This window comes from Phaeovulum molybdatiresistens, assembly GCF_023544865.1.
In the GTDB taxonomy this organism is placed as follows: Bacteria; Pseudomonadota; Alphaproteobacteria; order Rhodobacterales; family Rhodobacteraceae; genus Pontitalea.
The window spans coordinates 14,939-33,723 of sequence record NZ_JAMJFX010000012.1 but is presented as its reverse complement, the minus strand read 5'-3'; the positions used below and the strand labels follow the sequence as shown (position 1 = coordinate 33,723).

Genomic DNA, 18,785 nt, shown 5'->3' with positions numbered 1-18,785 from the left:
CCCCTCTCCTCAGCGCACAAGGGTGCCGGTGCGGCGGATCTTGCGCTGCAACTGCAGGATGCCATACATCAGCGCCTCGGCGCTGGGGGGGCAGCCCGGCACATAGATATCGACCGGAACGATCCGGTCACAGCCGCGCACCACCGAATAGCTGTAGTGATAATAGCCCCCGCCATTCGCGCAGGACCCCATGCTGATCACATAGCGCGGCTCGGGCATCTGGTCATAGACCTTGCGCAGCGCGGGCGCCATCTTGTTGGTCAGCGTGCCGGCCACGATCATCACGTCGGACTGACGCGGGCTGGCGCGCGGCGCAAAGCCATAGCGTTCCACGTCATAGCGCGGCATTGCGGTATGCATCATCTCGACCGCGCAGCAGGCCAGGCCGAAGGTCATCCAGTGCAGCGAGCCGTTGCGCGCCCAGTTGATGATATCCTCGGCCGAGGTCAGGATGAAGCCCTTGTCCTGCAGGTCGCGGTTCAGCGCCGCGGTCGCCACGTCCATATCGGCCGCGGCGGTGTTCGCCCCCGTCATCACGCCCATTCCAGCGCCCCCTTCTTCCATTCATAGGCAAAGCCCACGGTCAGCACGCCCAGGAAGGCCATCATCGACCAGAAGGCCACATCGCTCAACTGCCCGAAGGCCACCGCCCAGGGGAACAGGAAGGCCACTTCCAGGTCGAAGATGATGAACAGGATCGACACAAGGTAGAAGCGAACGTCGAACTTCATCCGCGCATCGTCAAAGGCGTTGAACCCGCATTCATAGGCCGAGACCTTTTCCGGGTCGGGGTTGCGCACCGCAAGCACGACCGCGGCGAGGATCAGGACAAGCCCAAGTGCGACCGCCATGGCAAGGAAAATGAGAATGGGAAGGTATTCACGCAAGAGATCGTGCACGTTTGGCTCCCTCGTTACGCGACACGGGCCGCGCAGGTTCCGGCTGAGCGTGGTTTAGACCTGCGCCCGTCCCGGGTCAACCGAAGGTGGCGGGGTTTGCCGCGAAATCCGGGGGCGACCCGACGTTTCGTATACCTTTGTGCACCAAAAACACCGACGGATGCTGCAACCGCGAAAGTTTATTGCGCCCAGCCGGGCTTGCGGCGGTCGAAAAAGGCCGCGATTCCCTCGGGCGCCTCGGTGCCTTCCCAACAGGCGACAAGGGCCGCGATGGAATCGCTGATCTCGGCCTCGCCGATCGGCGGGCCCAGACGGCGGGCCAGCGCCTTGGCGGCGGCCACGGCACCGGGGGCGCAGGACAGATAGGGGGCGACCTCGGCCTCGACCGCGGCGGCCAGATCGGCGGGTGGCACGGCGCGGGCCAGAAGGTCCAGGCCCACCGCCTCATCGGCGCCGAACAGCCGCGCCGACATGAACACCCGCCGCGCCCGCGCCTCGCCCATCCGGGCCAGCACATAGGGGCCGATGGTGGCGGGTATCAGGCCCAGCCGGGTTTCGGTCAGGCCAAAGCGCGCGGTATCGGCACCGATCGCCACGTCACAAATGCTCATCATGCCGATGCCGCCGCCAAAGGCATTGCCATGAACCTGCCCGATCAGCGGTTTTGGCAACAGGTTCAAGGCGTTCAGCATCATTGCCAGCTTGCGCGCCTCGGCCGCGCGGGTGGCCGCATCGGCCGCCATCTGCGCGCGCATCCAGTCCAGATCGCCACCCGCGCAAAAGCTGTCGCCCTCGGCCGCCAGCACGACCACGCGCACCGCCGTGTCGGCGCCCAGAACGCTCGCCGCCCGGGTCAGTTCCGCAATCATCTGCGCGCTCAGCGCATTGTGTTTCGCCGCCCGCGCCAGGATCAGCCGCGCCACCCCGCGCGCATCGGTTTCGATGCGGATCGTTTCAAAGTCCATCGTCCTGCCCCTCCGTTGAGCCCCGCCGGATCGCCTGCGCCAGCGCCGCCGCCTCGGCCAGAACGCCCCGGTCCAGCCCGGTATCGTGACCCAGGTCCACCAGCCGCGCGACAACCTTTTCGGTGGCCACATTGCCCGCCGCACCCGGCGCATAGGGACAGCCGCCCAAGCCCCCGACCGCCGCATCAAAGACCCGCAGCCCCATCTCGATCGAGGCCTCGATATTGGCCAGCGCGCGGCCGGCCGTGTCGTGGTAATGCCCCGACAGGCGGTCGGCCGGAACCTCGTCCAGCACCGCGCGCAGCATCGCGGCGATGGTTTCGGGCCGGCCCTGGCCCAGCGTCTCGCCCAGGCTGATCTCATAGCAGCCCAGATCGCGCAGCGCCGCCGCCACCCGCGCCACCGCCGATGGCGCCACCGCCCCCTCGAACGGGCAATCGGTCACGACCGAGACATAGCCCCGCACCGGCATCCCGTCGGCCCGCGCCGCCGCGATCAGCGGGGCAAAACGGTCCAGACTTTCGGCGATGGAACAGTTCAGGTTCGCCCGGCTGAACCCTTCCGAGGCGGCGGCGAAGATCGCCACCTCATCCACATGCGCCGCGCGCGCGGCGTGATAGCCCTGCAGGTTCGGCGTCAGCGCGGCATAGGACACCCCCGGTCTGCGGGTGATGCCGGCGAACACGTCGGCGGAATCGGCCATTTGCGGCACCCATTTCGGGCTGACAAACGACCCCACCTCAATCCGCCGGAACCCGGCGTGCGACAGGCAATCGACCAGCGCGATCTTGTCCGCCGTGGCGATCCGGCGCTTTTCGTTCTGCAAGCCGTCGCGCGGGGCAACCTCGAAGATCTCGATCTGCATTAGGCCTCCGGCGCGGGATAAAAGGGGCGGGTATAGATCTGCGCCGCCCCGTCACGGGCCAGCGCGCGCTGAAACGCGGGGCGGTCGCCCAACCGGCCAAGCCAGTCACGCAACCGCGGGAAAGGGTCAAGCGGCGTAAAACGCTGGCCGATCATCGCGCCATAGCTGACCGCGATATCCACCGCCGAAAAGCCCGAGGGCAGCAGGTAATCCCCCGCCAGCCCGCGTTCGACCACCGTCAGCGTGCGGGCCAGCCGCGCCGCCTCCAGCCGCATCACGGTGGGGCTGCGCATCCAGTCCTCGCGCAGGGCGATGTGCTGCTGGGTCAGGTTGGCGACATGGGCGGCGATGGTTTCGGCGAAATGCAGCCATTGCAGCCAATCCACCCGCTCATCCGGGGCGCCCAGAAGCGCGCCTTCGCGTTCGCACAGCCATTGCGTGATCGCGCCGGATTCAAAGATCGCCCGGCCCTCGATTTCCAGCGCGGGAACCCGCCCCGCAGGTGAAAGCATTGCATAAGCTTCGTCGCGCAAGCTTTTGTCAAAGAAGGAATGTTCGGCAACCTCGAAAGGCAGGCCAAGTTCCTCCAGAAGCCACAGGATGCGAAAGCTGCGGGCCTGGGGGACGTGATGCAGACGGATCATTCCTCGTCCTCCAGCCGGATCAGCGCGGCCCCCGCCTCAACCTGCGATCCGGCCTCGACCAGCACCTCGGCCACCACGCCATCGCGCGCCGCCGTCATGGTATGTTCCATCTTCATGGCTTCCAGAATGACCAGCCGGTCGCCCGCCGCCACCGCCTGGCCCGCGGTCACGAAGACCGCCTTGACCAGCCCCGGCATCGGCGCAAGCGTCAGCCCACCGCCCGCCACCTCGGCCTGGCGGGCCAGCGGATCGGGGCGCGTGAAGCGATGCGCGCCGCGTAGGAACACCGTGATGTCCGGGCCCGACAACGCAAAACGCGCGCCGGTCTTGATCCCGTCTACCCACCATCCATCGGGCCGCAGCTGGCAGTCATGGCTGGCGCCCTCCAGATCCACCGTGATCCGGTCGGGGGCATGGACCCGCACCGCGGCGGGACGGTCAAAGGGCACCTCGCGGCGCAGCGCGGACCAGAGCGTGAAGCCCGCGCCCTGCCCCTCATGCAGGCCCGCCGCCGCCAGCACCCCCAGCGCCACCGCCGCGGGGGGCGGGCCGCCCGCGCCCACCAGCGCGTCCAGATCGCGCGCGATCAGCCCGGTATCGACATCGCCCGCCGCAAAGCCCGGATGACGCGCCAGCGCCCCCAGGAAATCAAGATTGGTGACCGAGCCGGCGACCTCGGTTTCCTCCAGCGCGCGCGCCAGGCTGGCCAGCGCCACCGCACGGGTCGGGCCGTGGGTGATGACCTTGGCGATCATCGGGTCATACCAGGGGCTGATCGTATCGCCTGCCCGCACGCCGGTATCGGCACGGATGCCGTTGGGAAAGCGCAGATGCGACAGCGTGCCGGTGGCGGGCAGGAAACCTGCGGGCACATCCTCGGCATAAAGCCTGGCCTCGAAGGCATGGCCGCGGATTTCCAGATCCTCCTGGCGGGCGGGCAAGGCTTCGCCAGCCGCGACGCGCAGCTGCCATTCGACCAGATCGATGCCGGTGATCGCCTCGGTCACGGGATGTTCGACCTGCAGACGCGTGTTCATCTCCATGAACCAGAAGCGGTCGGGGCGCAGGCCTTCGCTGGCATCGACGATGAATTCCACCGTGCCCGCCCCGCTGTAGCCAATGGCCTCGGCCGCGCGCACGGCCGCCTGGCCCATGGCCGCGCGCATCGCGTCCGTCATGCCCGGCGCCGGGGCTTCCTCGATCACCTTCTGATGGCGGCGCTGCAACGAACAGTCACGTTCGAACAGATGCAGCGCGCGGGTGCCGTCGCCAAAGACCTGCACCTCGATATGGCGGGGCTTTTCGACATATTTCTCGATCAAGACGGTGGGGTTGCCAAAGGCGGTGCGCGCCTCGCCCTGTGCACTGGCCAGCGCATCGGCAAAGTCGCGCGGATGATCGACCCGCCGCATCCCCTTGCCACCGCCGCCCGCCACCGCCTTGATCAGCACCGGATAGCCGATCGCATCGGCCGCACCGGCCAGATGTTCGGGGTCCTGATTATCACCGTGATATCCCGGCACCACCGGCACGCCCGCCTGCGCCATCAGCGCCTTGGCCGCGTCCTTGAGCCCCATCGCCCGGATCGCATCGCCCGAGGGCCCGATGAACACCAGCCCCGCCGCCTGCACCGCATCGACGAAATCGGGATTTTCCGACAGGAAGCCATAGCCCGGGTGGATCGCCTGCGCGCCCGTCGCCCGCGCCGCCGCGATGATCGCATCGCCGCGCAGATAGCTGTCCTTTGGCGCCGGGCCGCCGATAGGCACCGCCTCATCGGCCAGCGCGACATGGCGCGCGCCCGCATCGGCGTCGGAATAGACCGCGACGGTTGCCACACCCATGCGGCGGGCCGTGTCGATGACCCGACAGGCGATTTCGCCACGATTGGCGATCAGGATCTTGCGGAACATGCGTTCCTCCCTTTGCTGCGGCGGGGGGCTCTGCCCCCCGTGCCCCCCGGAGTATTTTCACCAAGAAGAAACGAAACGCGCTGCTTCTTCTTGGGCCAAATACTCCCGCCGGAGGCGGAAAGTTTACATCCGGAACACGCCGAAGCGCGTCGGTTCGATCGGAGCGCAAAGTGCGGCGGACAGCGACAGCGCCAGCACATCGCGCGATTTGCGCGGGTCGATGATGCCGTCGTCCCACAGCCGCGCCGAGGCGTAGAGCGGGTGGCTTTGGCGGTCGAACATCTCGATCGTGGGGCGCTTGAATTCGGCTTCATCCTCGGCCGACCAGGTGCCGCCCTTGCGCTCGATGCCGTCGCGGCGGACGGTGGCCAGAACGCCCGCAGCCTGTTCGCCGCCCATGACCGAGATGCGCGAATTGGGCCAGGTCCACAGGAAGCGGGGGGAATAGGCGCGCCCCGCCATGCCATAATTGCCCGCCCCGAAAGAGCCGCCGACCAGCATGGTGATTTTCGGCACATTCGTCGTGGCCACCGCCGTCACCATCTTGGCGCCGTGGCGGGCGATGCCTTCGTTTTCATATTTGCGCCCGACCATGAAGCCGGTGATGTTTTGCAAGAATACCAGCGGGATCGACCGCTGCGAGCAAAGCTCGATGAAATGCGCGGCCTTTTGCGCGGCCTCGGAAAACAGCACGCCGTTGTTGGCGACGATGCCCACGGGGCAGCCCTTCACATGGGCAAAGCCCGTGACCAGCGTTTCGCCGAAGCGGGGCTTGAATTCATCAAAGCGCGAGCCGTCGACAAGACGCGCGATCACCTCGCGGATGTCGTAGGGGGTGCGCAGGTCGGCCGGGACGACGCCGAGGATCTCTTCGGGGTCATAGGCGGGCTCTTCAGGGCTTTGCCAGACCACGGTTTGCGGCTTGCGCCGGTTCAGGTGTTCGACCGCGCGCCGCGCCAGCGCCAGCGCATGGGCGTCATCCTCGGCCAGGTAATCGGCCACGCCCGACAGGCGCGTGTGCACATCGCCCCCGCCCAGATCCTCGGCCGAGACGACCTCGCCGGTGGCCGCGCGCACAAGGGGCGGGCCTGCCAGGAAGATGGTGCCCTGTTCCTTCACGATGATCGTCACATCCGACATCGCGGGCACATAGGCCCCGCCCGCGGTGCACGACCCCATGACCACGGCGATCTGGGGGATGCCCTTCGCGCTCATTTGTGCCTGGTTGTAGAAGATGCGGCCGAAATGGTCGCGGTCGGGGAAGACCTCATCCTGCTGGGGCAGGTTGGCGCCGCCCGAATCGACCAGATAGACGCAGGGCAGATGGCATTCCTCGGCGATTTCCTGGGCGCGCAGGTGTTTCTTGACGGTCATCGGGTAATAGGTGCCGCCCTTCACCGTGGCGTCATTGGCCAGCACCATCACCTCTTGCCCCATCACGTGGCCGATGCCCGCGATCAGGCCCGCGCCGGGGGCCGCGCCGTCATACATGCCATGCGCCGCCGTGGCGCCGATTTCCAGGAAGGGCGAGCCGGGGTCCAGCAGCCCCGCCACCCGGTCGCGGGGCGCCATCTTGCCGCGCGCGACATGGCGGGCGGTCGCCTCGGGGCCGCCGCCCGCGCTGGCGGCGGCGGCGGCCTGCGCCACGGTATCCAGCATCGCCAGATGCGCGGCGCGGTTGGCGCGGAACAGGTCCGAGCTGACGAGGGCCGAGGAGGTGAGTTTCATCGCAATGTCTCCTTGCCGTGGGGGGCACTGTGTCTATTTCGTGACGCGTGGTGCGAAAGGCCTGTTTCTTGATTCAGGTCAAAGCCGGACCCGCAGTTCGCGCAGATGGTCTGCGCGGTTTCAACCATATGAGTGACAAGATGAAACAGATCCTCTCCGCCCTTCTTGTGTCCACCGCCGCCCTGACCGCGGCCCCCGCCATGGCCCAATCGGCCGGCGACATGACGCTGAGCTTCGGGCTGGGCATTGTCGATCCGAAATCGGACAATGGCGTGCTGGCAGGCAAAAACGCCACGATCGACGACAACATCCGTCCGACCATCGCGTTCGAATATTTCGTGCGCGACAACATCGGCATCGAGGTTCTGGGCGCCCTGCCGTTCAAACACGCGATCGCGATCGAAGGCGTCGGCAATGCCGTGACCAAGCACCTGCCGCCCACCGTCTCGGTCAACTACCACTTCCCCACGGGCGGCAAGTTCAAGCCCTTCGTCGGCGTCGGCATCAACTACACGACGTTCTTCGAGGAAGAGACCAGCCTCGGTGAGCTGAAGATCGACGACAGCTGGGGCCTGGCCGCGACGATCGGTGCCGATTACGCGCTGAGCGACAAGCGCGCGCTGCGCGCCGAGCTGCGCTATATCGACATCGACGCCGATGTCTATCTGAACGGCGGCTACATCGGCACCGCCGAGATCGACCCGCTGGTGGCGAATGTCGCCTATGTCGTGAAGTTCTGATCGCATCAGGGCAAGACCTTGGGGGCGCGGCGTCAGGCCGCGCCTTTTTTCATGGGCGGGGATGCGCCGGGCGATCATTTCGCCAGCAGCTCGCGCCCGATCAGCATGCGGCGGATTTCGGATGTGCCCGCGCCGATTTCCATCAGCTTGGCATCGCGGAACAGGCGGCTGACGACCGAATCGTTCAGGAACCCCGCGCCGCCCAGCGCCTGCACCGCCTGATGGGCCTGCACCATCGCCTGTTCGCTGGCGTAAAGCACCGCGCCCGCCGCATCCTGACGGGTGACCTGGCCGCGGTCGCAGGCGCGGGCGACCTCGTAGACATAGGCGCGGGCGGTGTTCATCGCCACATACATGTCGGCGATCTTGCCCTGCATCAGCTGGAAATTCCCGATCGGCTGGCCGAATTGTTCGCGGCTTTGCGCGTAAGGCACGACCTCATCCAGGCAGGCGGCCATGATCCCGGTGCCGATGCCCGATAGCACCACGCGTTCGTAATCCAGCCCCGACATCAGAACACGCACGCCGCGGCCTTCCGCGCCCAGCACGTTTTCCGCCGGCACCTCGCAATTGTCGAAGAACAGCTGCGCCGTGTTCGATCCGCGCATCCCCAGCTTGTCGAAATGCGGGCTGGTGGAAAAGCCCTTGAAGCCACGTTCGACGATGAAGGCGGTGATGCCCCTGCTGCCCGCCGCCGGATCGGTCTTGGCATAGACGACCAGCGTATCGGCATCGGGGCCGTTGGTGATCCAGTATTTATGGCCGTTCAGCACATAATGGTCGCCGCGCTTTTCGGCGCGCAGACCCATGCCGACCACATCCGACCCCGCGCCGGTCTCGCTCATCGCCAGGGCGCCGATCTGCGCGCCGGAAATCAGGCCGGGCAGGTATTTGCGCTTCTGCGCATCGGTGCCGTTCAGCTTGATCTGGTTGACGCACAGGTTGGAATGCGCGCCGTAGGACAGGCTGACCGAGGCCGAGGCGCGGGCGATTTCCTCGGTGGCGATGACATGGGCCAGATAGCTCATGCCGGCGCCGCCATATTCCTCTGGCACCGTGATGCCCAAAAGGCCCAGATCGCCCATTTCCCGCCATAGGTCATTGGGGAAGGCATTGCTGCGGTCGACCTCGGCCGCGATCGGCTTGATGCGATCCTGCGCCCAGCGATGCACCATGTCGCGCAGGCTGTTCACATCCTCGCCCAGATCGAAGCTCATGGAAGCGGTGAACATCGGTCTCCTCCCCGTTATTGAACGCTTGTTCATTTATGGGCATGAGAGCCGAGTCGCGTCAAGTCTTGCGAAAGACCGTCCATCTGTCATCCTTGGCGCGTCAACCGAAGGACAACCGATGCGCCCCGCCCTGCCCATTCTTGCCGCGCTGTTGCTTGCCCCCCTGCCCGCCCCGGCCGAGGTCGTGGGGCGCGTCGGCGTGGATTGGGTCGGCAATGATGTGGTGATCGAATCGATCCCCGACCCCAAGGTCGCGGGCGTCACCTGCCATGTCGCCTATTTCGACCGCTCGGTGATCGACCGGCTGCGGCAGGGCAACTGGTTCGAGGATCCGTCAAACGCGGCCATTTCCTGTCGCCAGACCGGGCCGATCGTGCTGGGCGATATCGACCGGGGCCGCGACGGCGAGACGGTGTTTTCCGAAAGCCGGTCGCTGATCTTCAAGTCGCTGCGCGTGACGCGGATCTATGACGCGGCGAACCAGACGCTGATCTATCTGACCCACGCGAACGAGGTCACCGAAGGCTCGGCCAAGATGGCGATTTCCACCGTGCCACTTTACGAACCCTGACGGACCTCGGCGTCGATGATGCGTGCGATCAGGGCGCAATCCCGGGGCGTGAAGGTCAGCGGCAGGCGCAGGTCGATCAGCCCCGCCAGCACGGCATCGGTTTTCGGCAGGGCTTGCGCGGGGGCATAGCGCCAGCTGTCATGGCGCGAGGTGAAGGCCACGGGTTCCGCCGCGCCGAACCATTTGAGTTCCACCCCACGCCCGGCGCAGCGCGTGACCAGATCGGTGATCCGGTCGGCCGACCAGCCCGGCAGCAGGACCTGGAAGGATGACCCCACGAAAGCCTCGGCCTGCGGGCGCGGGATCAGCGACAGGCCCGGCGTTGCGGCCAACCCCGCCTCGATCGCGCGGTAAAGGGTGTTCCAGCGCGCGATCTGCCCCGGAAGGCGCGCCAGCTGCGGGCGCAGGATCGCCGCGCGCAGATTGTCCATCCGGCCCGAGATGTTGGGCGTGGTCCATTTCCGCGCCTCGAACGCCTCGGGCGGCGGGGCGGCGCGGTGGTGGGGGTAAAGCATGTAGCTGCCCGACATCAGGATCATCCGCGCCATCAGGTCGGCATCATCGCTGACGATCAGCCCACCCTCGCCGGAATTCATGTGTTTGTAGGTCTGCGTCGAATAGCAGCCGATCACCCCGTGCCGCCCCGAAGGGATGCCCGCCCAGGATGCCCCCATCGTATGCGCGCAATCCTCGATCACCACCATGTCATGGACGCGCGCGATGCCCATCAGCGCGTCCATGTCGCAGATGTGGCCGCGCATATGCGACAGAAGCAGCACCCGCGCCTGCCCCGCCTTGGCGGCAAGGTCGTCAAGATCGATGGTCAGCGCGTCGGTCGTGTCCACGAACAACGGCGTGGCGCCAAGGCTGGCGATGGCACCCGGCACCGGGGCCAGCGTGAAGGCATTGGTCAGCACCGCATCCCCCGGCCCCACCCCCACCGCGCGCAGCGCGGTTGCCAGCGCATAGCCGCCCGAGGCCACGGCAAGGCAATAGCGCGCGCCGGTGAAGGCGGCAAAGTCTTCCTCCAGAGCCGCAGCCTCGCCTACCTCGCCGGGGGTCAGGTTGTAGCGGTGCAGCCGGCCGTGGCGCAGCACCGCCAGCGCGGCCGCGACCGCGTCTTCGGGGATCGGTTCTTGCTGGGTGAAACTGCCGGTGAAACGCTCGGTCACGGGGTCACTCCTTGGCGATGTCGCGCGGCACGGCGATCACGAACAGCGCAAGCGCCCCCGCCAGCACCACGGCGGCGATGAAAAAGGCGATATCGGGCGAGGTGACCGGCGCCTCGGGCGACAGGAAATAGCCGAAAACCTGCGCGAAGAAAACCGTGCCTGCCAGCAGTGCCAGGTTGGTCGCGGCCGCCAGCCCGCCCTGCAACGCGCCCTGCGCATCCTCGGGCACGGCGCGCGACATCAGCGCGGTCAGCATCGGATGCACGAAACCCTCGGGGCCGTGGATCACCAGCAGCACCAGCACCGCCCAAAGGCCACCCGCCAGCCCATAGCCCACCGCCGCCATTGGCACCACCCCGCGATAGCGCATAAAGACGCGCAGCGCGCCGAACGGGTTGGCCTGGGCCAGCCGGAAGGGGCGGCGCTTTTCCGGCGGCAGCGTTTCAGGCAGGACGATCAGGCCATAGATCAGGTTCAGCCCGGAAATCGCCGCCGCGGCATAGAACGGCACACGCGGGCCCAGCTCGCCCAGCATGCCGCCGATCGCCGGGCCCAGCACGAAGCCCAGGCCGAAGGCCGCCCCCATCAGGCCAAAGGCGCGCGCGCGCCCCTCGGGCGGGGTCACGTCGGCCAGAAAGGCCGCCGCGATCACATGCGAGGCCCCGCAGATCCCCGCGATGACCCGGCCCACGAACAGCCAGCCGATTGACGGCGCAAAGGCGTGGAACAGATAGTCCAGCCCCAGCCCGCCGATCGCCAGCAGCAACAACGGCCGCCGCCCGAAGCGGTCCGACAGGTTGCCCATCAGCGGCGCGCAGGCGAACTGTGCCAGGCTGAAGGCCGCAAACATCCAGCCCCCGATCAGCGCAGCCTGCGCCAGCCCCATCTGCCCCACCTCGCCGATCAGCCGGGGCAGCACCGGGATCACCAGGCCAAACCCCACCATGTCCAGAAAGACCGCAACCAGCACGAAGGTTACCGCATGACGGCTGGGGGCTTGGGTCATCTGGCATCCCGTGGATCGAAAGGGCGGTATGACTGGGGGTCAGGCGGGGCCGATCAGGCTTTGGGCCAGGGCGGGCAGGTCGTCATAATGATCCAACAGCGCCTCGGGCGAAAGCCGTTCGATCGCGCGCCCCTCGGGGCCGAAGGTCACCAGCGCGCAAGGCACACCGGCGGCGCGCGCGGTGTCGCGGTCGGTCTGGGTGTCGCCGATCAGGATCGAGCGGGCGACATCGCCCCCCGCCCCGGCCACGGCGGCGCGATAGGGCGCGGGGTCGGGTTTGCGCACCGGCAAGGTGTCAGCGCCGATCAGGCTGGAAAACAGATCCTCCACGCCCAGACGTGCGATCAGCTCACGCGCCAGACCTTCGGGCTTGTTGGTGCAGATGCCAGTGGCAAAACCGGCCGCGCGCAGGGCCGTCACCGCCTGCACCGCGCCGGGATAAAGCCGGGTGTGGGTGTCGATGTGGACGGCATAATGATCCAGCAGCGCGCGGTAATCGGCCTCGGGCACCTCATCAGACAGGCCCGCGCGGCCATAACCCAGCCGCAGCATCGCCCGCCCGCCGTGAAAGGCGGTCAGCGCATCGGCCACCGGGTCCAGCAGATCGCCCAAGCCCCGCGCGCGAAAGACGGCATTGGCCGCCGCCACCAGATCGGCCGAGGTATCGGCCAGCGTGCCATCAAGGTCGAAAATCACGGTCCGCATCGGTGCCCTTTCGTAACAGGGCGAAAGGTTGCGTGAGGTGGCTCCCCTTGCGGCCCGTGGTGGCATGGGTAAAACGGGAACGAGCAGAAGAAAAGGCATCATCATGGCAATCGCGCTGATCGTTCTGGCCGCAGGTCAGGGAACCCGCATGAATTCGGACCTGCCCAAGGTGCTGCACCGGCTGGGGGCGGCGCCGCTGGTGGCCCATGCGCTGGCGGCGGGGCGCGCGCTGGAACCCGAACGCGTGATCGTGGTGGCCGGTCACGGCGCGGATCAGGTGACGCGCGCGGTCAACGCGATCGAGCCGCAGGCGCAGGTGGTGATCCAGGCCGAACAGCTGGGCACCGGCCATGCCGTCGCCCAGGCGCTGCCCGCGCTGGCCGATTTTGATGGCCGCGTGCTGGTGCTTTACGGCGATACGCCCTTTATCCGGCCCGAGACTCTGGAGACGCTGGCGGCCAGCACCGCAGATGTTGCCGTTCTGGGCTTTGAGGCCGCTGATCCGGGCCGCTATGGCCGGCTGATCGCGCGCGGGCATGATCTGGACCGGATCGTGGAATTCAAGGATGCAACGGATGCAGAACGCGCCGTAACCCTTTGCAATTCCGGCGTGATCGCCTGCAATGCGCATCTTCTGGCAAGCCTGGTCGATGGTCTGTCGAACGACAATGCCGCAGGCGAATATTACCTGACCGATATCGTCGCCGCCGCGCGCGCCCAGGGCCTGTCGGCCGCCGTCGTCACCTGCCCCGAGGCCGAGACGCTGGGCATCAACACCCGCGCCGAACTGGCCCGTGCCGAGGCGCTGTTCCAGGCCCGCATGCACGCCGAGGCGATGGACAACGGCGTCACGCTGACCGCGCCCGACACCGTCTTTTTCGCGCTGGACACCTTCATCGGGCGCGATGCGGTGATCGGGCCGAATGTGGTCTTTGGCCCCGGCGTCACCATCGAAAGCGGCGCCGAAATTCTGGCCTTCTGCCATCTGGAGGGCTGCCATATCTCACGCGGGGCGACGGTTGGCCCCTTTGCCCGGCTGCGCCCCGGGGCGGAACTGGCCGAGGACGTGCATGTCGGCAATTTCGTCGAGATCAAGAACAGCCTGCTGGCCGAGGGCGTCAAGGTCGGCCACCTGACCTATCTGGGCGATGCCGATGTGGGCGAGGCCACGAATATCGGCGCGGGCACGATCACCTGCAATTACGACGGGGTGATGAAGCACCGCACCACGATCGGGGCGAACGCCTTCATCGGGTCCGACACGATGCTGGTGGCCCCCGTCACGGTGGGCGATGGCGCGCTGACCGGGTCGGGGTCCGTGATCACCGAGGATGTGCCGGCAGGTGCCGTGGCGCTGGGGCGCGCGAAACAGCTTGTCAAACCCGGCCTTGCCGGAAAACTCTTTGAAAAGCTGCGGGCCGAAAAGGCGCGGCGCAGCGCGAAAAAGGATTGAACCCATGTGCGGAATCGTCGGCGTTCTGGGCAGCCATGAAGCCGCCCCCCTTCTGGTCGAGGCGCTGAAGCGGCTGGAATATCGCGGCTATGACAGCGCGGGCATCGCCACGGTCAACGCCGGTCGGCTGGACCGGCGGCGCGCGGTGGGCAAGCTGGTGAACCTGTCGGACCTGCTGGTGCATGACCCGCTGGCGGGCAAGGCCGGGATCGGGCACACCCGCTGGGCCACCCACGGCGCGGCCACGACCGACAATGCACATCCGCATCGCTCGGGGCCGGTTGCGGTGGTTCACAACGGCATCATTGAAAATTTCCGCGACCTGCGCGCGGAACTGGCCAGCGCCGGGCTGACCCCGGAATCGGAAACCGACACCGAAACCGTGGCGCTGCTGACCCGGATGTATATGGATCTGGGCTTTGCCCCGCGTGAGGCGGCGGTAGCCACGCTGAAACGGCTCGACGGCGCCTTTGCCCTGCTGTGGCTGTTCGAGGGCGAGGATGACCTGATGATCGCCGCGCGCAAGGGCAGCCCGCTGGCGATCGGCCATGGCCAGGGCGAGATGTTCGTGGGCTCGGACGCGATCGCGCTGGCACCGATGACCGATGCGATCACCTATCTGGAAGAGGGCGACCACGCCTTCATCACCCGTCGCGGCGCGGAAATCTTTGACGCCGAGGGCCGCCGTGCCAACCGCGAAATGATGCGCATCGAGGCCGGTCAGGCACAGGTCGAAAAGGCCGGCTACAAGCATTTCATGGCCAAGGAAATCGCCGAACAGCCCGCCGTTCTGGGCGATGCGCTGCGCCACTACGTCACCGGCGAAGGGCTGAACCTGCCCGAGGGCCTTGATTTCGCGGGTCTGGACCGGCTGACGCTGGTGGCCTGCGGCACCGCCTATTACGCCTGCGCAGTGGCGAAATACTGGTTTGAAAGCCTGGCCGGCCTGCCCTGCGAAATCGACGTGGCATCCGAATTCCGTTACCGCGAGCCGCCGATCCCGGCGAACAGCTGGGCGGTTTTCGTCAGCCAGTCGGGCGAAACCGCCGATACGCTGGCGGCGCTGCGCTATTGCACGGGCCGGGTGGACAAGACGCTGGCGGTGGTCAACGTCCCCACCTCCTCGATCGCACGCGAGGCGGGGGTGGTGCTGCCGATCCTGGCCGGGGTCGAGGTGGGCGTGGCCTCAACCAAGGCCTTCACCTGCCAGCTGCTGGTGCTGGCACTGCTGGCGCTGAAGGCCGGGCGCGACCGGGGCCGGATCGACGATGCTGCCCTGGCCGATCACCTGGCGACGCTGCGCGCGCTGCCGGGGCTGATGAACACCGCGCTTGGCACATCCGATGACATCGCGGCCTTGGCCGAACGCCTGGCCGAGGCGCAGGACGTGCTGTTCCTGGGCCGCGGGCCGCTTTATCCGCTGGCGCTGGAAGGTGCGCTGAAACTGAAGGAAATCAGCTATATCCACGCCGAAGGTTATGCATCGGGCGAACTGAAGCACGGCCCCATCGCGCTGATCGACCGATCAGTTCCGGTGGTGGTCTTTGCCCCCCATGACCGGCTGTTCGACAAGACCGTGTCGAACATGCAAGAAGTGATGGCCCGCCACGGCCAGGTGCTGCTGGTTTCCGATGCGCGCGGCCTGCGCACGGCGGCCGAGGGCACCTGGGCGCAGCTGAAGATGCCCGAGGTGGCCGAACCCTTCGCCCCCATCCTTTACGCCCTGCCCGCCCAGCTCCTGGCCTATCACACCGCGGTCGCCAAGGGCACCGATGTGGATCAGCCGCGCAACCTGGCGAAATCGGTGACCGTGGAATGACCGGCCCCGAAGCGCTGAGCGCGCTGATCGCGCTGGCGGGTCCGGCCCCGTCGGCGACCCGGTCCCCGGGCGCGCGCCGTCGGCTGAATGTGCCCGCGCCGCAGCTTGATGCGCTGGTCGGCCAGTGGCGCACGGCGCTGGATGTGCCGGGCCGGGTGGCATTGGCACAAGCCCTGTGGGCGACGGACGTGCATGAGGCGGCGATTGCCGCGGCCAAGCTGCTGACCCAGGCCCGGATGCGCCCCGACGATGCCGCCTGGGCCTTGATCGCGGATTGGGTTCCCGGCCTTGACGACCCCGTGCTTGCCGATCACGCCGCGCGCGCGGGCGCGCGACGGCTGGTGGCGGACCCGGCGCGGCTGGATCAAGTCGCGGCGTGGCTGGACCACCCCAACCCGCTGACACGCCGCGCCGCGCTGGACATGACTCTGCCCTGGGCCCGGCTGAACCACCCCAAGCCCGCCGATCTGGCGATCCGCGATCGGGTTCTGGGCTGGTGCACGCAGCTGGCCCAAGACGGTGACGCACAGCCGCGCCAGGCGGTGAACGGCTGGCTGCGCACCCTGGCAAAACACGATGCCGCAAAGGCCCGCGCCTGGACCGCCGCCCAAGGCACAGGGACGCCCTGACCGGATCGCATATCCGGTGGCCGGCCGTTTCCGGCGCGCGTTTCTGGCAATGCATGGAACGGGTGGTGGGTGATGAGAGACTCGAACTCCCGACATCCTCGGTGTAAACGAGGCGCTCTACCAACTGAGCTAATCACCCGATGCCGCGCGTTCTAGCCCAGGTCGCAGGTGACGCGCAAGCCCCTGAAACCGCCCCGAAAATGGAAAAGCGCGCCGGTCTGGCGCGCTTTTCGGGAATGATGGTGGGCGATAACGGATTTGAACCGCTGACATCTTCGATGTGAACGAAGCGCTCTACCGCTGAGCTAATCGCCCGGTGGCGTGGCTTTTAGACTCAGTCATCGCCCTCTGCAAGCCCCCCCGGCACAGAAATCTGCGCCTTTTGCGAACTCTCCTCCGGCGCCGCGCGGCGCAGCTTGACGACGATGCGTGCGCCACCCGCGTCGGGGGTGCTGCGGCTGACGCGCAGCTTGCCCAGCGGCGGCAGCGACAGGGTTTCGCCGCGCGCCAGCGCCTCGCCCAGAACCTTCAGCGTGGCCTCGGCGATGGCGCGGGCATCGGGCTTGCGCGCGCCGCTTTCGGCGATCACGCGATCCAGAAAATCCTTCTTGCGCAGCACCGGGGCAGCCACCTTGTCTTCGGTCGGGGTGACGGGAATAGGTGCTGGGTCCGGCTGGGGGACGGGGGCCGCCTTGCGCGCCGCGGTAGACTTGGGCGCGGATTTCGTGGCGGATTTGGTTGAAGATTTTGCCATACTGTCAAACTCGCTGATCGGGAACCTGCCCGCCAGCTTATGCGCCCCCCGATCCACGCGCCACCGCATTTGCGCGCCCAGAACCCGCCCGCCCCGCCCCCGCCCGCGTGGACAAGCCCCCCGCCGGGGTGTAACCGCTGGACCCGACCCAAGCGGAAAGGACCCTGCCATGCCAACCTGCAGCCTGTGCCATGCCGAAGATGCCAGCCCCGTCGCGGTGGCGCCGCGCACCGATTCGGTCCTGCTTTGCGCAACCTGCCGCGCGGGCGTGGAAACCGGCCCCGAGGATACGCCCCACTGGCGCTGCCTGAACGACGCGATCTGGTCCGAGGACCCGGCCGTCAAGGTGCTGGCCTGGCGGCTGCTGAAGGCGCTGCCCGGCGCGCCTTGGGCGCGTGATCTGCTGGACATGGCCTATCTGGACCCCGACCAGCAGGCCTGGGCCGAGGCCGGTATCGCCGAAACCCCCGCGGTGGTGCATCGCGATTGCAACGGCGCGGTGCTGCAGCAGGGCGACACGGTGACGCTGATCAAGGATCTTCCGGTCAAGGGCGCGGGCTTTACCGCCAAGCGTGGCACCGCGGTGCGCAACATCGCTTTGGTGCCTGACAATGCGGCCCATATCGAGGGCCGCGTCGAAGGCCAGCGCATCGTGATCCTGACTGAATTCGTGAAAAAGGCCTGACCGGGCGCGGGGCCGTTGGCGGCCGGGTGCCCTGTCCCGGCGCGGCGCCCTTGTGCCGGGCGCCGCGGCAGGATAGACCAAGCCCAGCGACACCGGCAGAGGGATCACCATGGATTACGGGAAATCAGGCTCGCCGAAACAGCGCAAGGATGCGCCGCGCCACGCCGAACACAACGCCAAGGGCAGCAACAAGAACCCCTTTGGCGATCAGTCCCGCAAGTCCGAGCTGCTGGCCCGCATGAAGGCCGCCGCCGACGCCCGGGCCGACGCGGACCAGCCCGCCGCCAAGGACAAACCCTGACCAAACCCCTCGCAGGGCCCCTGCCCTCGCGCGGTCGATGCCCCGCAAATCGCCGACCGTAAGGTCCGGCGGCCTGCTGCGCGCGCGACCGCTATGATCCGCGCTGCCCGCCGAATTCGGGCCGCGTCAATGCGGCATTAACCGAGGATCGGAAAACACCGAGGCCATCGGCGACCCTTCACCAACCCTTAAGCGATCTCATCCAGTCTGGCGCCCCGGGCATGGCGGCGGGTCTTTGCGCCCGCCCCGCGCGCCCCGCCATTTTTGGAGAGTATCATGACACGCTTCTTCCCCTCCCTCGCCACCGCGATCGGCCTGACGCTGGCCCCGCTTGCCGCCCTGGCCGCGGAATCGCCCACCACCGTTCCCGGGGCCACCACCGTCACGGTCGAAGAGGCCTTTGCCCTTTTCGAACAGGGCGCCCCCTTCATCGACGTGCGAAAGGCCTCTGACTACGCCGCCGGGCGCATCCCGGGGGCCGTGCATCTGGACCACCCCAGCAACTTCACCGAGGAAAGCCTGGGCGCCGCCGCGGGCAAGGCTGACCCCGTCGTCATCTATTGCAACGGCCATTCCTGCCTGCGGTCGTCCGAGGCCAGCGCGCTTGCCGTCGGCTGGGGCTACAGCGCCGTCAACTACCTGCGCGACGGCTATCCGGCCTGGGAAGCCGCCGGTTTCCCGATCGAATGATCGGACGCACGAAA

The 18,785-nt window shown here is 67.4% G+C and carries 20 protein-coding genes and 2 tRNA genes; 8 read left to right on the top strand and 14 right to left on the bottom strand.

Going from position 1 to position 18,785, the window contains the following annotated elements; translation table 11 throughout:
• Window positions 1–9 precede the first annotated feature (9 nt).
• The 7 genes from MXB90_RS09940 to MXB90_RS09910 form a co-directional block, all read right to left on the bottom strand.
• Window positions 10–543 carry a NuoB/complex I 20 kDa subunit family protein gene (locus MXB90_RS09940; protein WP_250044162.1) on the bottom strand — a complete coding sequence of 178 codons (534 nt, stop codon included), beginning with the start codon at window positions 541–543 and terminating at the stop codon, window positions 10–12.
• Window positions 534–899, bottom strand: coding sequence for an NADH-quinone oxidoreductase subunit A (locus MXB90_RS09935; protein ID WP_250044160.1), 366 nt, complete (start codon window positions 897–899; stop codon window positions 534–536). Before MXB90_RS09935 ends, MXB90_RS09940 begins: the two co-directional genes overlap by 10 nt.
• A 179-nt stretch (window positions 900–1,078) precedes the next feature.
• Complete coding sequence (locus MXB90_RS09930; protein ID WP_250044158.1) at window positions 1,079–1,864, bottom strand: crotonase/enoyl-CoA hydratase family protein; 786 nt, start codon at window positions 1,862–1,864, stop codon at window positions 1,079–1,081.
• Window positions 1,854–2,729, bottom strand: coding sequence for a hydroxymethylglutaryl-CoA lyase (locus tag MXB90_RS09925; protein ID WP_250044155.1), 876 nt, complete (start codon window positions 2,727–2,729; stop codon window positions 1,854–1,856). The genes MXB90_RS09930 and MXB90_RS09925 overlap by 11 nt, the downstream gene beginning before the upstream one ends.
• Window positions 2,729–3,373, bottom strand: coding sequence for a glutathione S-transferase family protein (locus MXB90_RS09920; protein WP_250044153.1), 645 nt, complete (start codon window positions 3,371–3,373; stop codon window positions 2,729–2,731). The genes MXB90_RS09925 and MXB90_RS09920 overlap by 1 nt, the downstream gene beginning before the upstream one ends.
• Window positions 3,370–5,286 carry an acetyl-CoA carboxylase biotin carboxylase subunit gene (locus MXB90_RS09915; protein WP_250044151.1) on the bottom strand — a complete coding sequence of 639 codons (1,917 nt, stop codon included), beginning with the start codon at window positions 5,284–5,286 and terminating at the stop codon, window positions 3,370–3,372. Before MXB90_RS09915 ends, MXB90_RS09920 begins: the two co-directional genes overlap by 4 nt.
• A gap of 123 nt (window positions 5,287–5,409) precedes the next feature.
• Window positions 5,410–7,014 carry a carboxyl transferase domain-containing protein gene (locus MXB90_RS09910; RefSeq protein WP_250044150.1) on the bottom strand — a complete coding sequence of 535 codons (1,605 nt, stop codon included), beginning with the start codon at window positions 7,012–7,014 and terminating at the stop codon, window positions 5,410–5,412.
• 140 nt (window positions 7,015–7,154) lie between these two features.
• Here MXB90_RS09910 and MXB90_RS09905 point away from each other — a divergent pair, with 140 nt between their 5' ends.
• On the top strand, window positions 7,155–7,754 hold the full coding sequence (locus tag MXB90_RS09905) for an OmpW/AlkL family protein (RefSeq protein ID WP_250044149.1): 600 nt from the start codon (window positions 7,155–7,157) through the stop codon (window positions 7,752–7,754).
• Between the two features lie 74 nt (window positions 7,755–7,828).
• Here the strand turns inward: MXB90_RS09905 and MXB90_RS09900 are convergent, their stop codons facing one another.
• Complete coding sequence (locus tag MXB90_RS09900; protein ID WP_250044148.1) at window positions 7,829–8,986, bottom strand: isovaleryl-CoA dehydrogenase; 1,158 nt, start codon at window positions 8,984–8,986, stop codon at window positions 7,829–7,831.
• A gap of 118 nt (window positions 8,987–9,104) precedes the next feature.
• Between MXB90_RS09900 and MXB90_RS09895 the strand changes: the two genes are divergently transcribed.
• Window positions 9,105–9,557 (top strand): CreA family protein, encoded by a 453-nt coding sequence (locus MXB90_RS09895; protein WP_250044147.1) that lies wholly within the window; start codon window positions 9,105–9,107, stop codon window positions 9,555–9,557.
• Here MXB90_RS09895 and MXB90_RS09890 read toward each other — a convergent pair.
• The 3 genes from MXB90_RS09890 to MXB90_RS09880 are packed head-to-tail and all read right to left on the bottom strand — an operon-like array spanning window position 9,545 to window position 12,440.
• Window positions 9,545–10,729: a DegT/DnrJ/EryC1/StrS family aminotransferase gene (locus tag MXB90_RS09890; RefSeq protein WP_250044146.1), complete on the bottom strand. Its 1,185-nt coding sequence runs from the start codon at window positions 10,727–10,729 to the stop codon at window positions 9,545–9,547. The two genes, MXB90_RS09895 and MXB90_RS09890, sit on opposite strands and share 13 nt — an antisense overlap.
• A gap of 4 nt (window positions 10,730–10,733) precedes the next feature.
• Window positions 10,734–11,735, bottom strand: a complete 1,002-nt coding sequence (locus tag MXB90_RS09885) for an MFS transporter (RefSeq protein WP_250044135.1) — start codon at window positions 11,733–11,735, stop codon at window positions 10,734–10,736.
• A gap of 39 nt (window positions 11,736–11,774) precedes the next feature.
• Window positions 11,775–12,440, bottom strand: coding sequence for an HAD-IA family hydrolase (locus MXB90_RS09880; protein WP_250044133.1), 666 nt, complete (start codon window positions 12,438–12,440; stop codon window positions 11,775–11,777).
• A gap of 103 nt (window positions 12,441–12,543) precedes the next feature.
• Between MXB90_RS09880 and glmU the strand changes: the two genes are divergently transcribed.
• The 3 genes from glmU to MXB90_RS09865 are packed head-to-tail and all read left to right on the top strand — an operon-like array spanning window position 12,544 to window position 16,341.
• Window positions 12,544–13,893 (top strand): bifunctional UDP-N-acetylglucosamine diphosphorylase/glucosamine-1-phosphate N-acetyltransferase GlmU, encoded by a 1,350-nt coding sequence (gene glmU / locus MXB90_RS09875; RefSeq protein ID WP_250044131.1) that lies wholly within the window; start codon window positions 12,544–12,546, stop codon window positions 13,891–13,893.
• Between the two features lie 4 nt (window positions 13,894–13,897).
• Entirely contained in the window at window positions 13,898–15,712 is a 1,815-nt protein-coding gene (glmS, locus tag MXB90_RS09870; protein WP_250044129.1) for a glutamine--fructose-6-phosphate transaminase (isomerizing), read from the top strand.
• Window positions 15,709–16,341, top strand: coding sequence for a DNA alkylation repair protein (locus MXB90_RS09865; RefSeq protein ID WP_250044128.1), 633 nt, complete (start codon window positions 15,709–15,711; stop codon window positions 16,339–16,341). Before glmS ends, MXB90_RS09865 begins: the two co-directional genes overlap by 4 nt.
• 63 nt (window positions 16,342–16,404) lie before the next feature.
• On the opposite strand, the gene MXB90_RS09860 is transcribed toward MXB90_RS09865, so the two are convergent.
• The 3 genes from MXB90_RS09860 to MXB90_RS09850 form a co-directional block, all read right to left on the bottom strand.
• Window positions 16,405–16,480 (bottom strand) — tRNA-Val (locus MXB90_RS09860).
• A gap of 101 nt (window positions 16,481–16,581) precedes the next feature.
• Window positions 16,582–16,656, bottom strand: a tRNA-Val gene (locus tag MXB90_RS09855).
• Between the two features lie 19 nt (window positions 16,657–16,675).
• On the bottom strand, window positions 16,676–17,095 hold the full coding sequence (locus tag MXB90_RS09850) for an HU family DNA-binding protein (protein ID WP_250044125.1): 420 nt from the start codon (window positions 17,093–17,095) through the stop codon (window positions 16,676–16,678).
• 169 nt (window positions 17,096–17,264) lie between these two features.
• Between MXB90_RS09850 and MXB90_RS09845 the strand changes: the two genes are divergently transcribed.
• From MXB90_RS09845 to MXB90_RS09835, 3 genes are all read left to right on the top strand, one after another.
• The gene (locus MXB90_RS09845) at window positions 17,265–17,780 is read left to right on the top strand and encodes an alkylphosphonate utilization protein (protein ID WP_250044123.1); all 516 of its coding nucleotides are present in this window, start codon (window positions 17,265–17,267) and stop codon (window positions 17,778–17,780) included.
• A gap of 109 nt (window positions 17,781–17,889) precedes the next feature.
• Window positions 17,890–18,081: a hypothetical protein gene (locus tag MXB90_RS09840; protein ID WP_250044120.1), complete on the top strand. Its 192-nt coding sequence runs from the start codon at window positions 17,890–17,892 to the stop codon at window positions 18,079–18,081.
• Between the two features lie 276 nt (window positions 18,082–18,357).
• Window positions 18,358–18,771, top strand: a complete 414-nt coding sequence (locus tag MXB90_RS09835; protein ID WP_250044117.1) for a rhodanese-like domain-containing protein — start codon at window positions 18,358–18,360, stop codon at window positions 18,769–18,771.
• Window positions 18,772–18,785 lie beyond the last annotated feature (14 nt).

What these genes read in the sequence shown, in the direction of transcription:
- MXB90_RS09900 (WP_250044148.1), bottom strand. Translation starts at nt 8,986, where the DNA reads ATGTTCACCGCTTCCATGAGCTTCGATCTGGGCGAGGATGTGAACAGC.
- MXB90_RS09835 (WP_250044117.1), top strand. Translation starts at nt 18,358, where the DNA reads ATGACACGCTTCTTCCCCTCCCTCGCCACCGCGATCGGCCTGACGCTG.
- MXB90_RS09915 (WP_250044151.1), bottom strand. Translation starts at nt 5,286, where the DNA reads ATGTTCCGCAAGATCCTGATCGCCAATCGTGGCGAAATCGCCTGTCGG.
- MXB90_RS09840 (WP_250044120.1), top strand. Translation starts at nt 17,890, where the DNA reads ATGGATTACGGGAAATCAGGCTCGCCGAAACAGCGCAAGGATGCGCCG.
- MXB90_RS09850 (WP_250044125.1), bottom strand. Translation starts at nt 17,095, where the DNA reads ATGGCAAAATCTTCAACCAAATCCGCCACGAAATCCGCGCCCAAGTCT.
- MXB90_RS09885 (WP_250044135.1), bottom strand. Translation starts at nt 11,735, where the DNA reads ATGACCCAAGCCCCCAGCCGTCATGCGGTAACCTTCGTGCTGGTTGCG.
- MXB90_RS09925 (WP_250044155.1), bottom strand. Translation starts at nt 2,729, where the DNA reads ATGCAGATCGAGATCTTCGAGGTTGCCCCGCGCGACGGCTTGCAGAAC.
- MXB90_RS09905 (WP_250044149.1), top strand. Translation starts at nt 7,155, where the DNA reads ATGAAACAGATCCTCTCCGCCCTTCTTGTGTCCACCGCCGCCCTGACC.
- MXB90_RS09920 (WP_250044153.1), bottom strand. Translation starts at nt 3,373, where the DNA reads ATGATCCGTCTGCATCACGTCCCCCAGGCCCGCAGCTTTCGCATCCTG.
- MXB90_RS09845 (WP_250044123.1), top strand. Translation starts at nt 17,265, where the DNA reads ATGCCAACCTGCAGCCTGTGCCATGCCGAAGATGCCAGCCCCGTCGCG.
- MXB90_RS09910 (WP_250044150.1), bottom strand. Translation starts at nt 7,014, where the DNA reads ATGAAACTCACCTCCTCGGCCCTCGTCAGCTCGGACCTGTTCCGCGCC.
- MXB90_RS09865 (WP_250044128.1), top strand. Translation starts at nt 15,709, where the DNA reads ATGACCGGCCCCGAAGCGCTGAGCGCGCTGATCGCGCTGGCGGGTCCG.
- MXB90_RS09880 (WP_250044133.1), bottom strand. Translation starts at nt 12,440, where the DNA reads ATGCGGACCGTGATTTTCGACCTTGATGGCACGCTGGCCGATACCTCG.
- MXB90_RS09940 (WP_250044162.1), bottom strand. Translation starts at nt 543, where the DNA reads ATGGGCGTGATGACGGGGGCGAACACCGCCGCGGCCGATATGGACGTG.
- glmU (WP_250044131.1), top strand. Translation starts at nt 12,544, where the DNA reads ATGGCAATCGCGCTGATCGTTCTGGCCGCAGGTCAGGGAACCCGCATG.
- MXB90_RS09895 (WP_250044147.1), top strand. Translation starts at nt 9,105, where the DNA reads ATGCGCCCCGCCCTGCCCATTCTTGCCGCGCTGTTGCTTGCCCCCCTG.
- MXB90_RS09930 (WP_250044158.1), bottom strand. Translation starts at nt 1,864, where the DNA reads ATGGACTTTGAAACGATCCGCATCGAAACCGATGCGCGCGGGGTGGCG.
- glmS (WP_250044129.1), top strand. Translation starts at nt 13,898, where the DNA reads ATGTGCGGAATCGTCGGCGTTCTGGGCAGCCATGAAGCCGCCCCCCTT.